We start from the raw sequence: 24,366 nt of genomic DNA on the forward strand, positions 1-24,366 counted from the left end.
TCTAAAGATGCTCCCGATTATCCGTATTCTGCTCCGCCCGGTCCCGATAAAGTGCTGCCCGGCCGAGCAGCATCAGCGACACCGGCGTCGTCACTGTCATGAAAATGCCGATGAAGATTTCGTGGAAGGCGAAGCGGTCGCCGGAGACGGAGAAATAGATGATCGAGGCCATGACGATGCCGCCGGTGCCCCAGCTGGTGCCGAGTGTGGGCGCGTGCAGGCGCTCGTAGAAGCTGTTCAGCTTGGCAAAGCCGATGGTGCCGATCAGCGTCAGCGAAGCGCCCAGCAGCACAAAGAAAGCCACGAGAATGGCGGCCCAGAGCGGAAATTCTGCGGCACTGTTCATTCGATCACCTCGCCACGCATCATGAATTTGGAAAGGGCGACGGTGGAGACGAAGCCGAGGATGGCGATCAGCAGCGAGGCTTCGAAATAGATGTCGTTGCCGGTGCGCAGGCCGAAGGTCAAAAGAAGCAGCATGGCGTTGACATAGAGTGTATCCACGCCCAGCACGCGGTCCTGCGCCCGCGGGCCGATGGCGATGCGGTAGACCGAAATCGCCATGGCGATGGCCAGCATCAGCTGCGCCAGCGAAAAGGACCAGAAAAGGATAATCGAACTCATTCGAATATCTCCATCAGCAGTTTTTCATAACGGTTCTTGATGAGGCTTATCCACGCCGCCTCATCCACATCGTCGAGAACGTGGAGGAGGAGCGTGCCCTGGCTGGAATTATATTCAAGCCAGGCGCTGCCCGGCGTCGAGGTCAGGATCGTTGCCAGAATGGCGAGCGCCATGGGATCGCGAATATCGAGCGGCACCGCCAGGAAGCCGGATTTACGGTCCCTTTCGCGCTTGAACAGGATGATCTTCACGACCGAGATATTGGACCTGATAATATCGTAAAGCACGATCAGGATCAGCTGCACCAGCCTGTGCCAGTTGCGGATACGCGGTTTGGCTGGCCTGAGCGACGCCATCGCCCAGGAGGCGATGAGTGCTACTGCGGTGCCGAGCAGCAGGTGCCCGGGCGAAAAGCTGTTGATCGTCATCCAGAAGAAGATCAGCGAAACCGTCAGCAGCGGGTAGGGGAGGAGACGGCTCATCATGGCTCCGCCTCCGGGTTGCTGCCCGCTCTTGGCGCGGAAATGACGCCCTGAATATAGCTGGCGGGCAGATCGAGAATACGCGCCGTCTCCTGCATGTAACGCATCACCGGCCCGGCCTGCACGGTCATGGCAAGCGTAAGGCCAAGCAGCAGCATCACGGGCGCGATTTCGATGACGAGAACGCGGGGCACGGTTCCCTCGATGGATGCCCAGAAGGTGCGGATGCCGGCACGGGTCATCGAGATCAGCGAGGCGAAACCGGCAAAGACGATCAGGAAAACCAGCCACCAGGAAAGCGTGGAAACGCTGTCATTGGCGCCCAGCCCGGAAGGGTTGAGAATGGCGGTCAGCATCGAGAATTTGGCGATGAAACCCGAGAGCGGCGGCAGACCGGCCAGAAGAATGCCGCAGGCGGCAAAGCAGGCGCCGAGCACCGCCATGGTGGCGGGCATGGTCACGCCGACTTCTTCTTCCTCTTCCTCGTCTTCACCCTCGCCATAGGCTTCCATCGTGACGGCAAGAACGTTCGCGCCCGCATCCTGCCCGCGCTCGACGAGTTCGATCAGCATGAAAAAGGCGCTGATGGTGAGCGTGGAACTGACCATATAATAAAGCGCACCGGCCGCCACCGTTGGATTGCCGGTGCCCATGGCGGCCAGAAGCGTTCCCGACGATACCAGAACCGAAAACCCGGCCAGCCGCCCGAGCGCCTGCGACGCCAGGACGCCGATGGCCCCGAAGATGATGGTGGCGATGCCGCCGACCAGCAGTGCGTCATGGCCGAAGCCGGCGGATTCGCCGGCCGTCTGCCCGAAAAGCAGGAAGGAAAGGCGGGCGATGACATAAATGCCGACCTTGCTCATGATCGCAAACAGACCGCCAACCGGGGCAGATGCTGAGCCATAGGCAGAAGGCAGCCAGAAATTCAGTGGCCACATGCCGGCCTTGACCAGAAACGCAATGCCAAGCACCGCAGCGCCGGTTTCCAGCAGCATGCGCTGGTCTGGGTTCAGCCCCTCGATACGGTGGGCAAGGTCGCCCATGTTCAGCGTGCCGGTGACGCCATAGATGAGGCTGACGCCGATCAGGAAAAACAGCGCCGCGACGAGGTTGATGGCGATGTAATGCAGCCCGGCCTTCACACGCTGCTGGCCGGAGCCATGCAGCAGCAGGCCGTAGGAGGCAGCCAGCATCACTTCGAAGAACACGAAGAGATTGAAGAGGTCGCCGGTCAGGAACGCGCCGTTGACCCCCATCAGCATCATCTGGAACAGCGAATGGAAATGTGCGCCGGCCTTGTGCCATTTCGCCATCGAATAGATCAGCGACGGAATGGCAAGCAGCGCCGTGAGCAGCACCATCAGGCCTGAAAGACGGTCGGCGACGAGGACGATGCCGAATGGTGCGGGCCAGTTGCCGAGCAGATAGACGCCGCTCGAAACCACGGCGGCGATCTCGGTATTGACCGTCGAGTTCACCTCGCGGAACAGCAGTATGGCGACCACCAGCAACAGCACGGTCGAGGTAAGGCTGATCGCGGCTTTCGCCACGCGCTGGCGCTCATCGAAGAACAGCAGAAGTGCTGCGGTGATCAGCGGCACCAGAATGGGGGCGATGACGATGTGGAAGGGGAATGACATCATTTCGTCTCCCTCCCGTCCACGTGGTCGGTGCCGGTGAGGCCGCGGGCGGCAAGCAGCACCACGAGGAACAGCGCCGTGGTGGCAAAGCCGATGACAATTGCTGTCAGTACCAGCGCCTGCGGCACGGGGTCGGCCAGCGTGGAGCTGTCGACACCATTCACCAGCACCGGCGGCGCATTGGTCTTGATGCCGCCGACGCCGAAGATGAACAGGTTGACGGCGTAGGACAAAAGGGAAAGCCCGACAATGACCTGATAGGTGCGCGGGCGAAGCACCAGCCAGACGCCGGAGCCGGTCATGATGCCGATGCCGATTGCAAGAATGAGTTCCATTACACGTCCTCCGCTTTTGCGGCGTCAGGCGTGCGAACGCGGTAGTTACGCAACGATTGGTGTGCCAGTGCTATCAGGATAAGAACGGTGGAGCCGACGACCAGCGAGAAGACGCCGAGATCGAACAACAGGGCGGATGCGGTCGGCATTTTGCCGATATAGGGTATCTCCGTATACTGGAAATACGAGGTCAGGAACGGGTAGCCGAAGTACCAGGAGCCGATACCCGTCGCCGCCGCCATCAGAAGGCCAAAGCCCATCCAGCGCAGCGGCAGGATGCGAATGCGGTCTTCCGCCCAGCGCGCCCCGCCGGCGAGATATTGCAGCAGGAAGGCAATCGCCATGGTGATGCCGGCCGCAAAGCCGCCGCCCGGCATGTCGTGGCCGCGCATGAACAGGAAGATCGAAAAGGTGATGATAACAGGGAACATCCACTGCATCACGATCGACGGTACATAGAGATAGTCGCGGACGGTATCGCCCTTGCTACGATCAGGGCGTTCGGCATCGAAGGCGTTTTGCATCTGCTGCTGTTCCGGCACCCCGATGCTTTCATGCGCGGGGCGGAAACGGCGAAGAAGGGCGAAGACGGTGAGCGCCACGATGGCCAGCACCGCGATCTCGCCGAATGTGTCAAAGCCGCGGAAGTCGACGAGGATGACGTTGACGACATTGGTGCCGCCGCCTTCCGTATAGGCACGCTCCAGGAAATAGGTGGCGATGGCGTTTGGCACCGGCAGGGTCATGACGGCGTAAGCGATGACGGACATGCCGATACCGCTGGCTGCCGCCAGCAGGAAGTCGCGGGCGCGGCGAAGCTGCGCTGGCAGCTCGTCGCTGCTATCGACCTTCTCGAAGCGTTTTGGCAGCCACCTTAGACCAAGCAGGATGAGAACCGTGGTGACGATTTCGACCAGCAGCTGGGTGATCGCCAGATCCGGCGCGGAAAGCCAGATGAAGGTGAGGCAGGTGACGAGCCCGGAGACGCCGAGCATGATGAGGGCGGCGAGGCGATGATATTTCGCCTGCCAGGCGGCACCCAGCGCGGCAATCATGCCGATCAGCCAAAGGATGGCAAAGATCGGATCAAAGGTCGTCACGCGCGGCAGCGACAGGGAGAATTCCGAAAGGAATAGTGGTGAGAAACCGGCAAGAAGCGCCACGAGGATGAGAAGTCTCAGCTGCGGCTGCAGACGCCGCGTGCCGAGCGTGCTTTCCAGCCACCGCGCCCACTTCCAGGACACGGTGACGAGAATGCGCTCGAAGATGCGCTGTCCCCGTAAATGCCGGAAGACCGGCGGGCCGTCGTCGCAGCGCGAGAAATAACCGCCGAGCAGCGCATAGATCGTCACACCGCCGATAAGTGCCGCAATACTCATGATGAGCGGCAGGTTGAAACCGTGCCAGATCGACAGGCTGTAGACGGGCGTCTGGTCGCCGAGAACGGAAAGCACGGCCGAATGCAGGAACGGGCCGATGGAGAGGCTCGGAACGATGCCGACGATCAGGCAGGCGAAAACCAGGAACTCGATCGGGAAACGCATCCAGCGCGGCGGCTCATGCGGATTTGGGTTGGGCAGATCGACGGGCTTGGGGCCGAAGAAGACGGTGTGGATGAAGCGCAGCGAATAGGCGACGGCGAATGCGCCTGAAAGCGTCGCGACATAGGGCAGCGCCCGGTCCAGGAGTGAATCGGCATGGGTCTCGACGGCCTCGGCAAAGAACATTTCCTTGGAAAGGAAGCCGTTGAACAGCGGCACGCCGGCCATGGCCGCGCTGGCCGCCATGGCAAGCGTCGCCGTTGCCGGCAAATAGGTATAAAGCCCGCTTAAGCGCCGCATGTCGCGGGTGCCGGTTTCATGGTCGATGATGCCGGCCGCCATGAACAGCGAGGCCTTGAAGGTGGCATGGTTGACCATGTGGAAGATGGCCGCAACTGCCGCAAGCGGGCTGCCGAGGCTCAGCAGAGTAGTGATAAGGCCGAGGTGGCTGATGGTCGAATAAGCGAGCAGGCCTTTCAGGTCCTGCTGGAACATGGCGAAATAAGCGCCGAGCAGCAGCGTGATGATGCCGGCAACGCCCACCAGCCAGAACCATTCCGGCGTGCCTGCCAGCACCGGCCAGAACCGCGCGAGCAGGAAAACCCCCGCCTTCACCATGGTCGCCGAATGCAGATAGGCGGAAACCGGTGTGGGCGCTGCCATGGCGTTGGGCAGCCAGAAATGGAAGGGAAACTGCGCGCTTTTGGTCAACGCGCCGCCAAGAATGAGAATAAGTGCCGGCAGATAGAGGGAATGGGCGCGGATCGCGGCCCCGGCCTCGATGATCTTGTCCAGATCGTAGCTTCCCGCCATATGGCCGAGGATGAGAAGTCCGGCCAGGAGGCTGAAGCCGCCGATGCCGGTCACGGTCAGCGCCATGCGGGCGCCGTCGCGCGCGCCGGCGTTCTGGTGCCAGTAGCCGATCAGCAAAAACGAGAAGATGCTGGTCATCTCCCAGAAGATCGACAGCAGGATGACGTTGCCGGACAGGACCACGCCGAGCATCGAGCCCATGAAGGCGAGGAAGAAGGCAAAAAACCGCGGGATTGGATCCTTGGCCGACATGTAATAACGGGCGTAGAGCACCACGAGCAGGCCGATGCCGGTAATGAGGATTGCGAAGATCCAGGCAAACCCGTCCAGCCGCAGGGTGAAATTCAGCCCGAGCTGCGGCAGCCATTCCACATCGTATTTCAGCGCGCCGCCGTCGCTGACAGTCGAATAAAGAAAGACGCTGCTGATGAGACCGAAAAGGGCGACGCCGCCTGCAACGGAGGCGGGGCCGGCGGCTGCGCCATCGCGCGGCATGAAAGCCGTGAGAATGGCGCCGACAAAGGGCAATGCGACAATAAATGGAAGAATGGTTGCAAGTGTCATATGCAGCGGCGGTTTTTCTCTGGAATTGGAGTCTACGGCGGGTTTCCGACGACTCCGATCCCTCAAGGCTCATGAGAGCCGAATGATGAGGACCGCCGGAATGACTAATAGATAATATGCGGGGGTGCTCTTGGAACCACGCTCGCAAAGTCTCGGAAAGCTTGTGGCGCGACGGCAACAGATGCAACGGCCGGCCCGGCGTCAACGGCGATCCGCAAAGCGGGCGAGGGGAAGTTGCCGGGGCGAAGACCCGAGCTGGTATCCCCGGCCTTGCAGCCGCTATCGCAATCCCTGTCGCGAAGAGTGAGGGAACGGTTGAGATCGACGGTCTGCAATCTCTCCAGACGGCTGGTCTTGGAAAGGGTCTTGATGCCGGATGGTGCCTGAAAGCCGATCATGACGAGCAGGCTTGCGACCATGATGCCGATCAACACTTGCGGATGGCGCCTTGAACGGCGGCATTTCTCCATCCATAACAAGTTGGCATCTCCTTGATCGTAAAGGTCTCTTTAAAGCATCACCGCTCAGCGAATATCCCGTTGATTTGTTTTAGGGGAAGCCGCAGGCGCTTGTCCAGCGCACAGGCCGGAAAAACCGCCCGCAATGGCCGATTCCTTTTCGTTTTTGCCCGTTTGCGGCAAAGTGAGGGCGGCAATGGCTAAAAGCTTTTACAAATTTTACCGTTTGACGCTGGAGCTGATGTTTCTTAACTTTCAAGCAAGGAATTAACCATAAAGATTGATGGTATTTCCACGGCGGAATGGGGTTCTCTCCCCTTCCAGGCATGACGCCGCACTGCCGTACCGGTGCCGATCCGGTATTTTCGTTTCTTGGTTCAAGAAGGTCAGGCAAGCGTCGATGCCGCATCGTCCGCGATGGGTATGTTCGTTCAAAAATCCCCCTTAGGGTGCTGGCGTTCTGAACCTTGGCCAATTGGCCGGGTTTTACCGGCCGTCATGTTGTTGGGGACGTCGGTTGGGGCAGGACTTGCCATCAGATCAAGCGCGCAGATCGGCAGGTGCAAGCCTGGCGGGACGGTTGCGTTTTGCCGGCCTCGATGAGACGCAATCCGATTTCCTGCGCAATTATCGCAGCATGCTGGAGCCTTACGTCAAGGCCGGCCTGCGGGACGTGATGAACCGTTTTCAGTCGATGCCCGACTGTTCTCCGTCTTTCGAAAGCGAAAACCAGCTTGATCGCCTGCACGATCTGCAATCCTCGCACTGGAGTGTGCTGACGGATGCGCGTTTCGATGCGCTTTATGCCGAGCGGGTGAAGGTTCTTTCCGACAATGCCGGCCGCATGGGTCTCGATCCACGCTGGCAGATCGCCAGCCACGCCATCGTTCTGGAACATCTGCTCGGTGGGTTGGTGACTGAGCACGCGCCGCGCTCCATCCTGCCCGGCAGCCGCAAGAAGAGCCGTGAACTGGCCGAAGCCGTGAAGAACATCGTCCGTCTGGTGATGGTCGATACGGAGATCGCCGTCTCGCTGCGCTTTAATGAATTACGCCTGCGTCACGGCCGCGAACTTGCGGAACAGCGCGACAATGACCGTTCGGAAGCAGCGACACTGCTGGGTGCGGCGCTGACGGCCTTTGCCGCCGGCGATCTTAAGGCGCGTATCGGCGGCGATCTGCCGGAAGCCTATCGCGATGTTGCCGCCTCCTTCAACGCGGCGCTGGAAACGATCGGCGCATCGCTGACCTCCGCGCAGCAGGGTATCGGCGACGCCGAGATGCTCAGCGCCCGTTTCGCCGATATCGGTCGCTCCATCGCAGAACGTTCCGGCCAGCAGGCAGAAGCCCTTGCCGAGACCTCCCGCGCGCTTCAGGCGATGATCGGGAACCTCGCCGAAAACGGCACCCGCATATCGGCGACGGAAACGGCGGTTTCCCGTGCCCGCGACGCGGCTGTCGAAAGCGGCAAGGCAATCGGCGAGGCGATCGACGCCATGTCTGACATTGAACAATCCGCCGAGCACATCGGCAGGATCATCGGCACGATCGACGAGATTGCTTTCCAGACCAACCTTCTCGCCCTCAACGCCGGCATCGAGGCGGCGCGTGCGGGTGAAAGCGGCCGCGGTTTCGCCGTCGTCGCACAGGAAGTCCGGGCACTCGCCCAGCGTTCCGCCGACGCCGCAAGGGAAATCAAGAGCCTTGTCGGCACCACCAAGACGCAGGTCGAGGGCGGTGTTCGCATGGTGAACCGCACGCAGGAAGCAATCGGCGGCGTCGTCCGGCAGGTGTCCGGCATCAACGACATGATCGCCGAAGTTTCCCGGCATACGTCTGCACAGGCAGATGACCTGAAAACGGTCGCTGCCGATATTAGCGAACAGCAGCGGCAGGCCGGCCGGATCGCAAACGAGATCGGCGAAGGCTCCTGCGAGGCAGACGCGCTTCACACTGTCATTCTGCAACTGGGCCGCACCATTCGCGAGTTCCGCATCGCCCGTCAGGGTCAGGCAGCGGCAATGGCCGTGGCGGACCGTCAGGACACATCATTTATGGCCCGTGCGGATAACCGCACGGATTACGGCCAGGATTACCAACAATTCAGACGCCAAGGAGTCATGTAATGGCAGCCAGAAAAGCAGCTGAGGCGACGCTGAAACTGTCACCGGTGCTGGATCTCAACGAAGCATCGGCGCTGCAAGGCAAGCTGATGACGCTGAGAGGAGCACCTTTGTCGGTCGATGCGTCCGAGGTGGAGCGCATTGGCGCGCTTTGCGTCCAGGTCCTGATGGCCGGCGCGAAATCCTGGGAGGAGGACGGCAAGCCCTTCGGTTTTGCCAGGGTGTCCGATGCATTCGACAAGACCATGAAACTGATAGGCGTCGATATTGACCATTTGCTCCCCAAGGAGATGCAAAAGTGAAGAAAAAAGTTCTCACCGTGGATGATTCCCGGACGATCAGGAACATGCTCCTGGTCACGCTCAACAATGCCGGTTTTGAGACCATTCAGGCCGAAGATGGCGTTGAAGGCCTCGAGGTGCTGGAACAGAGCAACCCCGATGTCATCGTGACTGACATCAACATGCCCCGTCTTGATGGTTTCGGCTTTATCGAAGGCGTGCGCCGCAACGAGAAATATCGGGCTATCCCGATCCTCGTTCTGACGACTGAAAGCGATGCAGAAAAGAAGAACCGCGCCCGTCAGGCCGGTGCGACCGGCTGGATTGTCAAGCCGTTCGACCCTGCAAAACTCATCGATGCCATTGAACGCGTAACCGCCTGATACGGGACATTTCACGATGGATATGAACGAAATCAAGGAAATCTTTTTCCAGGAATGCGAGGAGCAGCTCGCTGAACTGGAATCGGGGCTTCTTAAATTGAATGACGGCGACCGCGATCCGGAAACCGTCAACGCCGTTTTCCGTGCCGTTCATTCCATCAAGGGCGGGGCAGGTGCCTTCGGTCTGGATGATCTCGTGGCCTTCGCCCACGTTTTTGAAACGACCCTCGACTGCGTTCGCTCCAACAAGCTGGAGCCGACACAGGATGTTCTGAAAGTCATGTTGCGCTCCGCCGATGTGCTGGCGGACCTGACCAATGCGGCCAGAGACGGCGGCAGCGTCGATGAAAGCCGTACCCGTGGTCTCGTCAAGGAGCTGGAAGCGCTGGCAAACGGCGAAGCCGTACAGGCCTCCGCGCCGGCGGCAGCCCCAGCTGCCATAAAGGCGCCGGCACCCGCCGCGCCCAAGCCGACGGATGAGAGCGGTTTCCAGCCGGTCCTGTTCTCCTTCTCGGACTTTGCCGACGACACGACACCGTTGATGGAAGCGCCGACCTTCCAGATCACCTTCAAGCCGCATGCATCGCTTTATTCAAAGGGCAACGAGGCAGCGCTTCTCCTGCGCGATCTCTCGCGTATCGGCGAGATGAGCATCAATTGCGACCTGTCGGAGCTGCCTTCGCTCGACAAGCTCGATCCTGAAGCATCTTATCTCTCCTGGACGGTTTCGATCACCACCGACAAGGGTGAAGAGGGTATCCGCAGCGTCTTCGAATTCGCCGAATGGGATTGCGATCTCGAAATCACGCCGGTTCTCTCGGGTGCCGCTGCGGATGACGAAGAACTTCCGATGATCCCGGTTCCGTTCGATCTCTCGGCGCTTGATAGCGGACCGGAAGCGGACATTGCCGTCGAAGCAGCTATGGTGGAAGAACCTTTTGTTGCCGCAGCCGTTGAAGCGGCCGTCGCAACGACGCAGATCGCCCAGAGCGTCAATGCCGCCATCGAAAAGCGTGAGGCGGCGGCAGCGCCGGCCGCAGCGCAGGCGAATGCCAATGCGGCGGCCAATGCAAGTGCCGGCCAGACCATCCGCGTTGATCTCGACCGCGTTGACCGCCTCATCAACCTTGTTGGCGAGCTTGTCATCAATCAGGCGATGCTGTCGCAGAGCGTCATCGAAAACGATGCGAGCGGCACCTCTGCCGTCAATATGGGCCTGGACGAGCTGCAGCAATTGACGCGCGAGATCCAGGACAGCGTCATGGCCATCCGCGCGCAGCCTGTGAAGCCGGTCTTCCAGCGCATGTCCCGTATCGTCCGCGAAGTCGCCGACATGATCGGCAAGCAGATCCGCCTCATCACCGAAGGTGAGAATACCGAAGTCGACAAGACCGTTATCGACAAGCTGGCCGAGCCTCTGACCCATATGATCCGCAATGCCGTCGACCACGGCATCGAAACACCGGAAAAACGCGAAGCCGCGGGCAAGAACCCGGAAGGCACCATCAAGCTTTCGGCCAAGCACCGCTCGGGCCGCATCCTGATCGAGCTTCAGGACGATGGCGCCGGCATCAACCGCGAACGCGTTCGCCAGAAGGCGATCGACAATGATCTCATTGCTGCCGATGCGAACCTGACCGACGAAGAGATCGACAACCTGATCTTTGCACCGGGCTTCTCGACGGCAGACAAGATTTCCGACATTTCCGGCCGCGGCGTCGGCATGGATGTGGTCAAGCGTTCCATTCAGGCGCTTGGCGGCCGCATCAGCATCTCCTCGCGCCCCGGACATGGTTCCACCTTCACCATGAGCCTGCCGCTGACGCTTGCCGTCCTCGACGGCATGGTGGTGACGGTGGCCGGGCAGACGCTCGTCGTGCCGTTGACCGCAATCGTGGAAACCCTGCAGCCGGAAGCGAAGAACATCCACTCCTTCGGCTCCAACCAGCGACTGATCTCCATCCGCAATTCCTTCTGCCCGCTGGTCGATGTCGGACGCGTCCTGAACTTCCGCCCGACCCAGGCCGATCCGGTCGAAGGTGTGGCGCTTCTGGTGGAATCGGAAGGCGGCGGTCAGCGCGCGCTGATGGTCGATGCCATTCAGGGCCAGCGTCAGGTCGTCATCAAGTCGTTGGAAGCAAACTATACCCATGTTCCGGGCATTGCCGCCGCCACTATCCTCGGTGACGGACGCGTTGCGCTCATTCTGGATGTCGATGCCATCGTCAGCGCTTCGCGCGGACAGCCCCTGAAGCAGGAAATGTCGCTTGCGGCGACAGGTTGAAAGCGGTTCGTTCATGGCAGCACTTAATTTCAGTGACCAGCGCCAGTCTCCGGACGACGTTCTTGCCAGCGGTGAATATCCGCTGACGAGACGCGATCTGTCGGAGATCGCTGCGATGATCTATGCGGATGCGGGTATCTATCTCAACGACACCAAGGCGTCGCTGGTCTATTCCCGCCTGTCGAAGCATATCCGCAATCTCGGTCTTTCCGGTTTCCGCGAATATTGCACGCTGGTCTCCTCAACCGAGGGCGCACCGGCGCGGCGCGAGATGCTGTCGCATCTGACGACGAATTTCACGCGCTTCTTCCGCGAGAACCATCATTTCGAACATCTGCGTGATGAGGTCCTGCCGGGTCTCATTGCAAGAGCAAAAAGCGGTGGACGCGTCCGTATCTGGTCGGCGGCCTGTTCCGACGGGCAAGAGCCCTATTCGATCGCGCTTACCGTGCTCGCCATGTTCCCGAATGCGGCGGACTACGATTTCAAGATTCTGGCGACGGACATCGATCCTAAGATTTTGGCGCAGGCCCGTGCCGGCGTCTATGACGACAACGCGCTCGAAACCGTATCCCCCGCCATGCGCAAGCAATGGTTCACGGAGGTCGATGCCGGCGGGCGCCGCAAATTCCGCATCGACGACAAGGTCAAGCGCCTCATCACTTTCAACGAATTGAACCTGATGACGCAATGGCCCTTCAAGGGCAATTTCGACGTCATCTTCTGCCGGAACGTCGTCATTTATTTCGACGAGCCGACACAGACGCGCATCTGGTCGCGTTTCGCCGGCCTGCTGCCGGAAGGTGGGCATCTTTATATCGGCCATTCCGAACGCGTCGCCGGTGATGCCAAAAACCTGTTCGACAATACCGGCATCACCACCTACCGCTACATTGGTCACGCATCCGGGAGGAAGGCATGAGCGCACTCGCACGGGTACTCGTCGTCGATGATAGTCCAACGATGCGCGGCCTGATTTCAGCTGTCCTCAAGGCAGATCCGGAAGTCGAGGTGGTCGGGCAGGCCGGCAACGCCATGGAAGCGCGCGCCGCCATCAAGCAGCTCAACCCCGATGTCGTGACGCTCGACATCGAGATGCCGGAAATGAACGGCCTCGAATTTCTCGAAAAGATCATGCGCCTGCGGCCCATGCCGGTGATCATGGTCTCGTCGCTCACGCATCGCGGTGCGGACGCGTCGCTTGCGGCTCTTGAAATCGGCGCCTTTGATTGCGTCGGCAAGCCTGCTCCGGGCGATGCGCGTCCCTTTGGCGATCTCGCCGACAAGGTAAAGGCTGCCGCCCGCTCCCAACATGCCGCCTATCGCGCGGCTCGTCCGGAAAGCGCCGCGGCAGTGCAGCCTACCCCGGTCAGCGATTATCGGGCGGGTCGCAAAGTCGTGGCCATCGGTTCATCCACGGGTGGCGTCGAAGCGCTGATCGCCGTGCTGCAGAAGTTTCCGGCCAATTGCCCGCCGACCGTCATCACCCAGCACATGCCGCCGACCTTCACCCGGAGCTTCGCCGAACGGCTGAACCGGATTTGCGCGCCCGTCGTGGAAGAAGCGACGGATGGTGCACGTCTGCAGACAGGCAAGATCTATCTCGCGCCGGGCGGTGAACGCCACCTGCAGATCGCCAACCGGGCAGCACCTTGCTGCCGGCTCATCGAGCGTGATCCTGTCAACGGCCATCGTCCCTCCGTCGATGTGTTGTTTGATTCGGTGGCCGAGCTTGCTGGTCGCAACGCCGTCGGTGTCATTCTCACCGGCATGGGCCGCGATGGCGCGGCCGGACTGTTGAAAATGCGCCATGCCGGTGCGCGCACCGTCGGCCAGAACGAAAAAACATGTGTCGTCTACGGCATGCCCCGCGTGGCCTATGAGCTCGGTGCCGTCGAACAGCAATTGCCGCTGGCCTCCATCGGCGAAGAAATCCTGAAACTAACCACTGCCCGCAAAGAAGGTGCTGACTAATGTCTCTCGCAGAAAAGATCAAAGTTCTGATCGTTGACGATCAGGTGACCAGCCGGCTGCTTCTCAGCGATGCGCTGACACAGCTGGGCTTCAAGCAGATCACTGCCGCCGGCGATGGCGAGCAGGGATTGAAGATCATGGAGCAGCAGCCCCATCATCTCGTCATCTCCGACTTCAACATGCCGAAGATGGACGGTCTTGGTTTCCTGCACGCCGTGCGGGCCAATCCGACTCTTAAAAAGGCGGCCTTCATCATCCTCACGGCGCAGGGCGACCGCGCGCTGGTGCAGAAGGCGGCGCAGCTCGGCGCAAACAACGTGCTGGCCAAGCCTTTCACCATCGACAAGATGCGCGCAGCCATCGAGGCGGTTTTCGGATCGCTGAAATGATTGAAGCTGCGGCCAAACGCGTACATATCATTCAGGGCGAGTACAAGGTTGTCAGCGATCCCGACGTGGTCATGACGACGATACTCGGTTCGTGCGTGGCCGCCTGTCTGAGAGATCCCGTTGCCGGGCTTGGAGGAATGAACCACTTCCTGCTGCCGGGAACGGGCAATGTGACCGGGGGAGATGCGACGCGTTACGGCGTGCATCTCATGGAACTTCTGATCAACGGCCTTCTGAAGAAGGGCGCCCGCCGCGACCGGCTGGAGGCCAAGGTTTTCGGCGGCGCGAAGACGATCGCCAGCTTTTCGAATGTCGGCGAGCAGAATGCCATCTTCGCCATGCAGTTTCTGAAGGACGAAGGCATTCCGGTCATAAGCTCTTCCACGGGCGGAGAGCATGGCCGCAAGATCGAGTTCTGGCCGGTCTCGGGTCGCGCACGTCAGCATCCGCTCAGCGGCGCGGAAACCCAGAAGACGGTCGCCATGGAAACGCGTCCGGTGCCGGCTCCCAAGCCCGTCGCCAACGACATCGAATTTTTCTAGTCACGGAGTTTCCAATGCAGATTGCAGACCACGCCGGTACCGCTCCGTTCGAAGAAGCCCTGCCGGATGTCCTCATGCGCGTGGTGTCGGAGCTGCACGATGTCGCCTATCTCATAGAGCGCATCGAGCCGCAGCTGCTGGAAGTGACCAGCGGTCAGTTGTCGGGCGATGGCATCAAGCTGTTGCAGGGCATTGATCTCGCCGTTCAGAAGACCCGCGGTCTTGCCGAATTCATCGATACCATCACCGGTTCCATTCCCGGTGAATGGATCGTGGATGTCTCCACGGCACTCAGCCTCGTCAAGCTTGCCGAAATGCAGAAGGCGCTGGGCGCTGCCTTCCGGCACGGCCATTCCCAGCCGCTGGACAAGGCTTCCGGCGACTTCGACCTGTTCTAGACCGCATTTCTGCCGACGTTCCTTTCCTCGCTGAATGCGGAGAAAGGCAACGCTCGCGCAAGCTTCGCACCCTATTGTCATTACGGGGCCAAAAGGTCTCGGATTCTATGAATGACGGTGCGGAACAGAATGAATCTGTTAAATCAAATCCCTCAGGTCCTGAAGAATTTCGCGGCGCTGGGTCAGGCACGGCTGCTGATGCTGGGCGGCGTGGGCGTTTTGTCCATGGCCGTTATCCTTGCGGCAGCGCTCTACGTGAACCGTCCCGCCTACGAGACCCTTTATGTAGGGCTTGAAAAAAGCGACCTCAACAAGATCAGCATTGCGCTCGCCGAATCGGGGCTGGACTTTCAGGTTGGAACCGACGGTTCGAGCCTTCAGGTTCCCGTTGGGCTGACCAGCAAGGCAAGGCTGCTTCTGGCCGAACGCGGTTTGCCTGATAGCGCCAATGCCGGTTACGAGCTTTTCGACAATGTCGGTTCTCTCGGCCTGACCTCCTTCATGCAGGAAGTGACGCGCGTCCGCGCCCTCGAGGGTGAGATCAGCCGCTCCATCCAGCAGATCGATGGGATTGCGGCCGCACGCGTCCATATCGTCATGCCTGACGTCGGCAATTTCCGCCGTGGCGAACAGAAGCCAACTGCATCGGTCATGATCCGCGCCAGCGCCACCGCAGGTCGCAAGGCCTCCGCCTCCATCCGTCACCTCGTCGCCTCGGCCGTTCCCGGCCTTGAAGTCGATGATGTGACGCTGCTCGATTCCACCGGCCAGCTTCTGGCTTCCGGCGACGACGTCACCAACGCCGCCATGAACCGCTCGTTGACGCTGGCGCAGAACGTCCAGCAGGAAATCACCACCAATATCGACAAGGCGCTGGCGCCTTTCCTCGGCATGGACAATTTCCGCTCGAGCGTCACGGCGCAGCTGAACACCGACAGCCGCCAGATCCAGGAGACCGTGTATGATCCGGAATCGCGCGTCGAGCGTTCTGTCCGCACGGTAAAGGAAGACCAGAAGTCCCAGGAAACGCAGCCGGATACGGCAGCGACCGTGGAACAGAACGTACCGCAGGCAGCCCCGCAGGGCGGCGGCGGTGGCCCGCAGTCCTCCGACCAGTCGGCCAAGAAGGAAGAGCAGACCAATTACGAGATCAACTCGAAGACGGTCGCTACGGTCAAGAACGGCTATACCGTCGAGAAGATTTCGGTCGCCGTGGTCGTCAACAAGGGTCGCATTGCCAAGATGGTCGGTGAACCCGTCGATCAGGCCAAGATCGACGCCTATCTTGCCGAAATGCAGAAGATCGTGACTTCGGCGGCGGGTATCTCTTCCGATCGCGGTGATATCGTGACGCTGACGGCAATGGACTTCCTTGAAACGCAATTGCTCGATGAGGCCGCCAGCGGTCCGGGCATCATGGAAGTGTTAAGCCGCAATTCGGCCGGCATCATCAACTCGCTCGCTTTCGTCGCTGTCGCCTTCCTCGTCATCTGGCTTGGTGTGCGCCCCCTGGTTCGCACGGTCGCCGGCAATGGCGCGGCTGCGGGTCAGCTCAGCCAGGAGACCGCCGGTCTCGAACTGCCGGATTTCTCTCCGGGCATGGATGCAGGTGCTGGTGGTCTTATGGAAGGTTTCGGAGCGGATTTCGGCTTCGACAGCACCGACGATCTTCTGGCGGGTGGCGACAGCGAAGGCACCTTCAACCGCCGGGTTCGCGAAGGACCGGAACGCAGGCTCTCCCGCATGGTGGAAATCAGCGAGGAAAGAGCAGCCAAGATCCTGCGCAAATGGGCGGTGGAAAAGGCAGCGTGATTTTGAAAGGGCCGGGCTTACCCCCGGCCTTTTTCGCATTTTCGGGCTTTTTACTATCCTTGGTCGCCGGGCCGTGGCATTCTCGTTTCAGGACAGTGTTTACAAAAAATTCATCAACGATACAGTTTGCTGGGAATAGGCTGAGAATGACGTTTATGGATTGGCCAGCTTTTCAGTATGTTTTTTTAGCAATAGACGAATGAGGAAATACGTGGAAAGGCTGTTGTCAGGTAATGGCAAATTCCGGTCGGTTCCATAAAATGAAGTGATTCGGTCTCCGGGGGCGTGCCATTCCATTTTGGTAAGCTTCTTGAATGGAATGATTCCATCCCGATGTATAATCTCCCACTGGGAGCAAGAGGGCGTAGGCGATTGAAAGTCGATGTTGATATCCGCAGGCTGTCTGCCAAGCCTATGGAGGGCATGGGTAAGCCCTTGCCGCGCGATCAGCTTGCCAAGAACGTCGCAGCCACGGCCGCTGCCGGTAACGTTGCAGGCGCACTGGATTTGCTCGTAACCTACGCCGGCGCCTCGCATTATCTGCTGGCGCGGGATGACCTTCTCGAAGAAACCGGGCTGAAATTCATCGTTACATCCGACTGGCCTTTCGATCTGGTACGCAGGCTCGGCATTGAACTGACGAACAGCCAGAACAGATCGAGCGAAATGGAAAAATGCCTTTCGCTTCTGCGGCCGCGATTATTGTTTCTTCCCGACGATGTTTCTGTGCCCTACGGTATCGACCGGCAATATTCCGCACTGTCTTTCTGCGTGGGCCGCATCCGCCTTTCCCTTCTGCTGCTGTTTCCCGAACACGCTGTTCCTTCACCGGAGCGTCTGCGCGAAATCGCCCTGTTGACGGGTTATTGCGTCAGTTTCGGCATCGCCAGCGAAGCAAAGGCCGTGCGTGATATCGATCTTACCGAGCGCGAGCTCGAATGCCTGTTCTGGATTGCAGAAGGCAAGACAAGCGACGAAATTGCGATGATCCTTGGCATTTCGCGCAATACGATCAATAATTACATTACAAGCGTGATGCGTAAAACCGCGACAAAAACCCGCTCGGAGGCAATTGCCTACGCCGTGCGCAACAACCTCGTATAATGGTCGGACGGATGGTACAGACGAAAGACAATGAGGGTACAGGTCAAACGGGCATGTTTTACCGCAGCCCTGTCGCAACGAGCCGGTCGGATCTGTTTCCAAAGCTCGTCGCCATGCAGAAGCTGGTCGGCGCACGAAATTTCGTGGTGACGAAGGCTGCCGCTTCCGGTTTCCCCAACAAGAAGAAGCTGACCTGCGAGCTGGAAAACTGGGGCATGAATGCCGCAGAACAGAGCACGCAGTTCATCCGCGCCGTCGGTGATATTCTTCTCGATCATATCGAGACGTCGCTGTTGCCGGTCATCTGGCGCAACAAGAATGCCGGCGGCTTTGCCGATCTTCCCGATGTTCCGGCGTTGCTGCGCCGGATCGAAAACGACACCTTGCCCTATGCCGGGCTGGCCATGCCGGTGCGGCTCGGCACCATCGGCAACGGTTACATCGTTTTCTGCGGCACCAATCTCGTTCTCGACAATGAGGTCGTCATCGAGCAGCATATCAAATGCTGCGAGATCATGGTGGACATGCTGGCGCTCGACGAGCGCAAGGCGGCGCCCTCGGAAGCACTGAGCGAGAGGGAAATCGCCTGCCTGCAACTGGCAGGTGACGGCCGGATCAGTGAAGAGATCGCGGTCAAGCTCGGGCTTTCCGTGCACACGGTCAATGCCTATCTCGGTTCCGCGACGATCAAGCTCGATTCCGTCAACCGCATTCAGGCAATCGCAAAGGCCATCCGGCTCGGCTATATCCACTGATGGCGGGCGGGGGTTCCCCCCGCACCGCATCCCCGGGTTTTCAGGGCTGCAGGCCGCGGCAGACCTGCCGATGCGCCATGGTTCCGGCGTCTCATTTCGCGTTTTTTAACAGTTGCCAGCTAGAACTGTCGCAGGTTTGGCTTTGGGGAACTGTTCATGCACAACCGGCTCTTTAAGACCGTCGCGAGCAAAGTCGTCGTGCTGACGATCGGCTTGATCATGCTCAGCGTGGCGGCAGTTGGTTTTTCCACCTACATGCGCTTGAAGGATAATATCATCACCACCGCGCTGCGCGATACCAACAGCGCAATGCGCAACATGGCGATCCTCTACGAGATGAAGGTCGGTGGCGTCGCGCTGGACATGGGCGATGGGCAACTCAAAAGTGTCAGCCGCGCCAGCATTGGGACGCTGCGCGACAACGACCTCGTTGATCGCACCGCGGCAGGAAACGGCGGCATCGCCACGGTTTTTGAAACCAAGGCCGGTGAATATGTCCGTATGATCACCAATCTGAAAAATGAAAAGGGCGAACGGGCGGCAGGCACCAAGCTTGCCACCGATCATCCTGCTTTCGAAAAAGTCAGCAAGGGCGAAGCATATTTCGGCCCGGCCACGCTTTTCGGCGTCAGTTACATGACCGGTTACATGCCGGTTATCAACAAGTCCGGCGCCACCGTCGGCATTCTTTTTGTCGGCGTTCCCATGGCCGTCTACGAAGCCCAGATATTCGGCCTGCGCGACCTGATGCTGATCTGCGGTACGCTGGCCATGGGCGGAGTCGGGCTTCTCGCCTATTTCGTCATCAGACGAACATTGCAGCCGCTGGGCAAACTGACGGATGCGGTGAAGTCTCTTTCAGACGGCAATCTCGACACACCAATCCCCTATGCCACCAATACCAATGAATTCGGCAACATTGCCCGCGCGCTGGTGATCTTCCGCGAGAATGCGCTTGATAAACTGGCCATCGAGGGAAGAAGCGCCGATGAACGCTCTGTGGCGGAATCCGAACGCCACCGCAACGACGCGGAAAAGCAGGCGCTGGACAGCCAGATCGAATTTGCGGTCGGTGAAATCGCATCCGGTCTCGGCAGGCTTTCGCGTGGCGATCTGAGCCGCACGATCGAGACACCTTTCGCCGGCCGTCTGGACCGGCTGCGCACGGATTTCAACGAATCCCTGCTCAATCTGCGCGATGCGCTGGGGCAGATCCGTGAGCGCACGCTCATCATCCAGCATAGCGGCTTTGAAATCGAGCAGTCGTCGGTTGATCTGTCGAAGCGCACCGAAAATCAGGCGGCCTCGCTGGAAGAGACCGCCGCCGCCGTCGAGGAAATCACCGCGACGGTCAGATCGTCGGCCGAGCGGGCGCGGGAGGCCAATGAGGCCGTCCGCATTACCAAGCAGAGCGCCGACAGTTCCGGCTCGGTCGTCAGCAATGCCGTTGATGCCATGGGCCGCATCGAAGGCGCTTCACGCAAGATCGAGCAGATCATCGAGGTCATCGACGATATCGCCTTCCAGACCAATCTCCTGGCCTTGAATGCCGGCATCGAGGCGGCGCGTGCGGGTGAGGCGGGCAAGGGTTTTGCCGTGGTGGCGCAGGAAGTGCGCGAACTGGCGCAACGTTCCGCCGACGCAGCCCGCGAGATCAAGCAGCTCATCAACCAGTCGACGCACGAAGTCAGCACCGGATCGAAGCTGGTGCAGGAGGCGGGCACGGTTCTTTCCGCCATCAGCCAGCAGATCGTCACCGTAAGCCAGCATGTCGAAACCATCGCAACGGCGACACAGGACCAGTCATCCGCGCTTCACAACGTCAACGGTTCCGTCAACCAGATGGACCAGATGACGCAGCAGAATGCGGCGCTTGCCGAGCAATCGAGTGCGGCGAGCCGGGTGCTGTCCGGCGAGGTGGAGGCCTTGCTCGATCTCGTCCAGCGTTTCCAGATGGAGCAGGGATCGGCGGCGGGCAGGGATCGATTGAACCGCGCCGCCTGATACCCCCGTTCTGCAAAATCAAAATCTCCCGGATCGCAAGGTCCGGGATTTTTTATTCCGCCGCTGCCCGTGCCATGCTGGATATCTGGTTGATATAGGCGCGCAGCGCCGCCGGTTTGACCGGCTTGTGCTGAACGGAAATCCCGTATTTTTCGGCATCGCTGCGCACTTCGGGACTGCGATCCGCCGTCACCAGCAGGGCAGGGATCGATTTGCCGTAGAATGTGCGGATGAGGCGGATGGCGCTGATGCCGTCACCATCATCGAGATGGTAATCGGCGATGATGATATCAGGCGCTGCCGCCAGTTTCAGGAAGGGTTCTTCCAGCGTCGCCACCGAACCTGCCGGCAGAACCTCGCAACCCCATCCCGTCAGCAACAGCGTCATGCCCTCGAGGATTTTTGGCTCATTGTCGATGCACAGGACGCGCACCCCCTGAAGGCGATCGCTCGCCGCCGCATTGCTGACGGCGCCGCCGGATTTGGCTGGCGCAACGCGGTCTGATTCACGCGGCAGATGAATGCGGAAGGTCGTACCCTTGCCGGGCGTCGAAATCAGCTGCACGGGATGGTGCAGCATGCGCGACAGCCGGTCGACGATGGAAAGGCCCAGCCCAAGGCCGGAGGCCGTTTTCGCGCCTTCATCCAGTCGGGCGAATTCCTTGAAGACGGTGCGGAATTTGGAGGCAGGAATGCCGATGCCGGAATCCGTCACCTGAATGACGACTTCACCGCCCCGGCGGCGGGCACCGACGACGACCTTGCCCCTCAGTGTGTATTTGATGGCGTTCGAGACCAGATTCTGTACGAGCCGCCGCAGGAGATTGGGGTCGGAACGGACCGTGAGTGAGGTGGGCATGACCACGAGATCGAGGTTCTTTTCCTGCGCCATGGGTGCGAAATCGGTTTCGATGCGTTTCAACAGCTCGTTTAGCGGCACCGACGTCATGCGCGCCTTCATCGAACCCGTGTCGAGGCGGGAAATGTCGAGAACCGCGCCGAGAATGGTTTCGACCGATTCCAGCGCTGAATCGATATTGTGGACGAGATCGCTTTCTCTGGAGACGCCAAGCCGTTCGACAAGCGAGGAGGAATAGAGGCGCGCTGCATTGAGCGGCTGGAGAATGTCGTGACCGGCGGCGGCGAAGAACCGCGTCTTGCCGATATTCGCCTCGTCGGCGGATGCTCTTGCCTCCGCCAGTTCGCGGTTGACGCGGGTAAGCTCGACGGTTCGTTCCGCCACGCGCTGCTCCAGCGTTTCGTTGGCCTGTTTCAACGCCTGATCGCTCGCCACCCGCTGCGTGATATCGGTGAAGGTGGCGACGATGCCCTTGTCCGGCATGGTGTTGGAACGCACTTCGATAATGCGCTCGCCGCCAGCCAGCACCAGCGAGAAGGGCAGGTCCATGGTCAGGAAACTGGTGATCAGCTCGTCCGTATCACCGGCCGGCATGTCGCCGCGCTCCTGCAGCATGGAGACGATATCCGTCAGTGGCACGCCCACCTGGCCGAATTGTTCCGGCAGGTCCAGCAGGGTGCGGAAGCGCCGGTTCCAGATGGTCAGCTGCTGCGAGCTGTCGAAAACAGCGATGCCCTGATCCATCTGCGCCAGCGCCGTTTGCAGCATATCCTGATTATATTGCAGGGCTTCACTGGCCTGATCGAGCAGCCAGGCGGTGTCTGCGCTGGTATCTTCCGCCTTCTGGAGAATGATCGACAGCACGAGGCGGGCCGAGGAGGAGCCGATGGCGCTGCCAAGCAATTGTTCGGAGAAATGGATCAGCGCCATGTCCGCCGGCTGGTCGTCGTTGAGCTTCCGGCCGGCCGTCTTTTCATAGGTGGCGAGTGAGCGCAGCATGCGCTCTTCCCCGAGATAGCGGGCGATCGCGCTTTTGAGGTCACCGACGCTCACACGGGTTTTCCAGCCGCGTGTGGCGAATTGCGATTTCGAATGACGCTTGACGAAAATGCCGGACTGGATCCGCTCCACCGGCCGCGGGTTGCGCGATAGCGAGCCGAGCACAAAGGCCATGCTGTTGACGAGCAGACTGAGGATGACGGCATTCACAAACGGATCGGCTTCCGGTCCGTTGAAGACTGTACTGCCGGAAAACAGGAAGCCGAGAATATTCGCCGCCACTTCGGAATTGTCAGGCCCGCCGAAGCTCGGCAGAAACAGCAGATAGGCCCAGACGAAAAAGCCCGAACTCAGGCCGGCAATCGCGCCGCGCGCATTGGCGCGCCGCCAGAACAGGCCGCCGAAAAGGGCAGGGGCCATCTGGGCGATGGCGGCGAAGGCCAGGAAGCCGATGGAGGCGAGCCCTGTCGTGCTGTCGGCGGCGCGATAATAAAAGTAACCCAGCAGCATCACCGCGAAGATCGCCGTCCTGCGGATATTGAGCAGCGTTTTGGCGAAATTGTCCCGGTGCGGCGAGCGGTTCAACAGCTTCTGCCGCAGAAAGATCGGCATGACGATGTCGTTGGAAATCATGATCGACAGCGCCACCGAAGCAACGATAACCATTGCGGTCGCGGCCGAAAATCCGCCGATGAAAGTGATCAGGGATACGACCGGCATCTGATGCGTAAGCGGCAGTTGCAGGACGTAGAGATCGGCGCTGCCGTTTGCGCCGAGCGTCAGAATGCCGGCGAGCGCGATCGGCAGCACGAAGATGTTGATGGCGATGAGATAAAGCGGCAGGAGGAACCCCGCCATGCGCAATTCTTCCGGCGTGCGGTTTTCCACCACGGTGACGTGGAACTGGCGCGGCAGAAGGATGATGGCGAAGCCGGATAGCAGGGTCATGACAATCCAGCGGCTGACGGGCGTGTGATAGGATATGGCCCGCATGGCCTGTTCATTCTCCGTGGCGAGCCGCCACAGATGCACAGGCCCGTCGAAAAGGACGAACAGCACGTAAAAGCCGACGGTACACATGGCAACCAGCTTGACCAGCGATTCCATCGAAATCGCCAGAATGAGCCCGTCCTGATGTTCTGTGGCGTCGGTGTGGCGGGTCCCGAACATGACGGCGAAACCGGCCATGACGATGGTGACGACCAGCGGCAGATCGAGGAAATAAAGATTGCCGCTGCCAATGCCGTAGTCACCGGGATCGACCATCGTCGCCACCGAGTTGGAAACGGCTTTCAGCTGCAGGGCAATATAGGGAATGGCGCCGACAAGCGCGATGACGGCGACGATCATCGCCACGGTGGAGTTCTTGCCGTAACGGGCGGCGATGAAATCCGCAACCGATGTCAGCTTTTCCGTTTTGGCCAGCTCGACGATTCGGCGAATGATCGGCATGCCGATGGTGAAGGCAAGGATCGGCCCGGTATAGATGCCGAGAAACTCCAATCCTTTGTCGGCCGCAAGCCCGACGCCGCCGAAATAGGTCCAGGAGGTGCAATAGATCGCAAGGCTCAGCGCATAAACGAACGGCCGCCCCTTCTTCGGGGCGTTTCTTTTCCGGCTGTTTCTATCCCCGAAGCTTGCAACCGCAAACAGCAGCAGGACATAAGCGAAGGCCGAACCGAATATGATCCACCCAGGAAGCACGCATCCTCCCCATGCAAGAATTCCCTGATATGAGCATAGGCGAATTCCATGCGGTTGAGAATGAGCGCGGTCTGATCATAAAGTTCAAGACGGGAGCATTTCCAGTAAAAGTGCGTAGCGGTTTTACGCAGGGGAAAATGCGAAGCAAACAGATTGCTGAAGCACGTCCGCCGGTGCCGTTTTCACCCGGCGTGTTATGGCGTGCAAAAAAGCTAATAAATGCAATCTTGACGAATTCCAAATGCGAAGGGGAACCTATATGGTCGAACCTGTAGGGACAGTCACATAGCTTCAGC

21 protein-coding genes are annotated in these 24,366 nt (G+C 59.9%); 13 read left to right on the forward strand and 8 right to left on the reverse strand.

Features of this window, described 5'->3' with window-relative positions:
- Position 1: 1 nt before the first annotated feature.
- The 7 genes from mnhG to AKG12_RS00210 form a co-directional block, all read right to left on the reverse strand.
- A complete protein-coding gene (mnhG, locus tag AKG12_RS00180; protein WP_046800545.1) occupies positions 2–346 on the reverse strand; it encodes a monovalent cation/H(+) antiporter subunit G in 345 nt (114 codons plus the stop codon).
- On the reverse strand, positions 343–624 hold the full coding sequence (locus AKG12_RS00185) for a K+/H+ antiporter subunit F (RefSeq protein ID WP_046800546.1): 282 nt from the start codon (positions 622–624) through the stop codon (positions 343–345). The genes mnhG and AKG12_RS00185 overlap by 4 nt, the downstream gene beginning before the upstream one ends.
- Positions 621–1,109, reverse strand: coding sequence for a Na+/H+ antiporter subunit E (locus tag AKG12_RS00190; protein ID WP_046800547.1), 489 nt, complete (start codon positions 1,107–1,109; stop codon positions 621–623). The genes AKG12_RS00185 and AKG12_RS00190 overlap by 4 nt, the downstream gene beginning before the upstream one ends.
- Positions 1,106–2,752 (reverse strand): monovalent cation/H+ antiporter subunit D, encoded by a 1,647-nt coding sequence (locus AKG12_RS00195; protein WP_052816941.1) that lies wholly within the window; start codon positions 2,750–2,752, stop codon positions 1,106–1,108. Before AKG12_RS00195 ends, AKG12_RS00190 begins: the two co-directional genes overlap by 4 nt.
- Complete coding sequence (locus tag AKG12_RS00200; RefSeq protein ID WP_020810384.1) at positions 2,749–3,084, reverse strand: Na+/H+ antiporter subunit C; 336 nt, start codon at positions 3,082–3,084, stop codon at positions 2,749–2,751. The genes AKG12_RS00195 and AKG12_RS00200 overlap by 4 nt, the downstream gene beginning before the upstream one ends.
- Positions 3,084–6,002: a monovalent cation/H+ antiporter subunit A gene (locus AKG12_RS00205; RefSeq protein WP_052816942.1), complete on the reverse strand. Its 2,919-nt coding sequence runs from the start codon at positions 6,000–6,002 to the stop codon at positions 3,084–3,086. Before AKG12_RS00205 ends, AKG12_RS00200 begins: the two co-directional genes overlap by 1 nt.
- Positions 6,003–6,106: 104 nt before the next feature.
- Entirely contained in the window at positions 6,107–6,472 is a 366-nt protein-coding gene (locus AKG12_RS00210) for a hypothetical protein (protein WP_046800550.1), read from the reverse strand.
- A gap of 517 nt (positions 6,473–6,989) precedes the next feature.
- Here AKG12_RS00210 and AKG12_RS00215 point away from each other — a divergent pair.
- The 13 genes from AKG12_RS00215 (at position 6,990) to AKG12_RS00275 (ending at position 20,508) form a co-directional block, all read left to right on the forward strand.
- A complete protein-coding gene (locus AKG12_RS00215; RefSeq protein WP_285277682.1) occupies positions 6,990–8,585 on the forward strand; it encodes a globin-coupled sensor protein in 1,596 nt (531 codons plus the stop codon).
- Positions 8,585–8,884 carry an STAS domain-containing protein gene (locus AKG12_RS00220; protein ID WP_046800552.1) on the forward strand — a complete coding sequence of 100 codons (300 nt, stop codon included), beginning with the start codon at positions 8,585–8,587 and terminating at the stop codon, positions 8,882–8,884. Before AKG12_RS00215 ends, AKG12_RS00220 begins: the two co-directional genes overlap by 1 nt.
- Complete coding sequence (gene cheY1 / locus AKG12_RS00225; RefSeq protein WP_004439870.1) at positions 8,881–9,246, forward strand: chemotaxis response regulator CheY1; 366 nt, start codon at positions 8,881–8,883, stop codon at positions 9,244–9,246. Before AKG12_RS00220 ends, cheY1 begins: the two co-directional genes overlap by 4 nt.
- A 16-nt stretch (positions 9,247–9,262) precedes the next feature.
- A complete protein-coding gene (locus AKG12_RS00230) occupies positions 9,263–11,530 on the forward strand; it encodes a chemotaxis protein CheA (RefSeq protein ID WP_046800553.1) in 2,268 nt (755 codons plus the stop codon).
- A 13-nt stretch (positions 11,531–11,543) separates the two neighbouring features.
- Complete coding sequence (gene cheR, locus AKG12_RS00235) at positions 11,544–12,452, forward strand: protein-glutamate O-methyltransferase CheR (protein WP_052817816.1); 909 nt, start codon at positions 11,544–11,546, stop codon at positions 12,450–12,452.
- A complete protein-coding gene (gene cheB, locus AKG12_RS00240) occupies positions 12,449–13,504 on the forward strand; it encodes a protein-glutamate O-methylesterase CheB (protein ID WP_046800554.1) in 1,056 nt (351 codons plus the stop codon). The genes cheR and cheB overlap by 4 nt, the downstream gene beginning before the upstream one ends.
- The gene (gene cheY2, locus AKG12_RS00245; RefSeq protein WP_003515008.1) at positions 13,504–13,893 is read left to right on the forward strand and encodes a chemotaxis response regulator CheY2; all 390 of its coding nucleotides are present in this window, start codon (positions 13,504–13,506) and stop codon (positions 13,891–13,893) included. The genes cheB and cheY2 overlap by 1 nt, the downstream gene beginning before the upstream one ends.
- Positions 13,890–14,435 (forward strand): chemoreceptor glutamine deamidase CheD, encoded by a 546-nt coding sequence (gene cheD / locus AKG12_RS00250; RefSeq protein ID WP_046800555.1) that lies wholly within the window; start codon positions 13,890–13,892, stop codon positions 14,433–14,435. Before cheY2 ends, cheD begins: the two co-directional genes overlap by 4 nt.
- Before the next feature lie 14 nt (positions 14,436–14,449).
- A complete protein-coding gene (gene cheT / locus AKG12_RS00255; protein WP_052816944.1) occupies positions 14,450–14,833 on the forward strand; it encodes a chemotaxis protein CheT in 384 nt (127 codons plus the stop codon).
- A gap of 129 nt (positions 14,834–14,962) precedes the next feature.
- Complete coding sequence (gene fliF, locus AKG12_RS00260; RefSeq protein ID WP_052816945.1) at positions 14,963–16,645, forward strand: flagellar basal-body MS-ring/collar protein FliF; 1,683 nt, start codon at positions 14,963–14,965, stop codon at positions 16,643–16,645.
- Positions 16,646–17,017: 372 nt separating this feature from the next.
- Positions 17,018–17,749 (forward strand): transcriptional regulator VisN, encoded by a 732-nt coding sequence (gene visN, locus AKG12_RS00265; RefSeq protein ID WP_052760248.1) that lies wholly within the window; start codon positions 17,018–17,020, stop codon positions 17,747–17,749.
- 53 nt (positions 17,750–17,802) lie between these two features.
- The gene (gene visR / locus AKG12_RS00270; RefSeq protein ID WP_046800731.1) at positions 17,803–18,504 is read left to right on the forward strand and encodes a transcriptional regulator VisR; all 702 of its coding nucleotides are present in this window, start codon (positions 17,803–17,805) and stop codon (positions 18,502–18,504) included.
- A 156-nt stretch (positions 18,505–18,660) separates the two neighbouring features.
- Entirely contained in the window at positions 18,661–20,508 is a 1,848-nt protein-coding gene (locus AKG12_RS00275; RefSeq protein WP_052816946.1) for a methyl-accepting chemotaxis protein, read from the forward strand.
- Between the two features lie 52 nt (positions 20,509–20,560).
- On the opposite strand, the gene AKG12_RS00280 is transcribed toward AKG12_RS00275, so the two are convergent.
- Positions 20,561–24,070: a PAS domain-containing hybrid sensor histidine kinase/response regulator gene (locus AKG12_RS00280; RefSeq protein WP_052816947.1), complete on the reverse strand. Its 3,510-nt coding sequence runs from the start codon at positions 24,068–24,070 to the stop codon at positions 20,561–20,563.
- Positions 24,071–24,366: the final 296 nt, after the last annotated feature.

Origin of the sequence: Agrobacterium sp. SUL3 (assembly GCF_001263295.1) — a bacterium.
Classification (GTDB): domain Bacteria; phylum Pseudomonadota; class Alphaproteobacteria; order Rhizobiales; family Rhizobiaceae; genus Agrobacterium; species Agrobacterium tomkonis.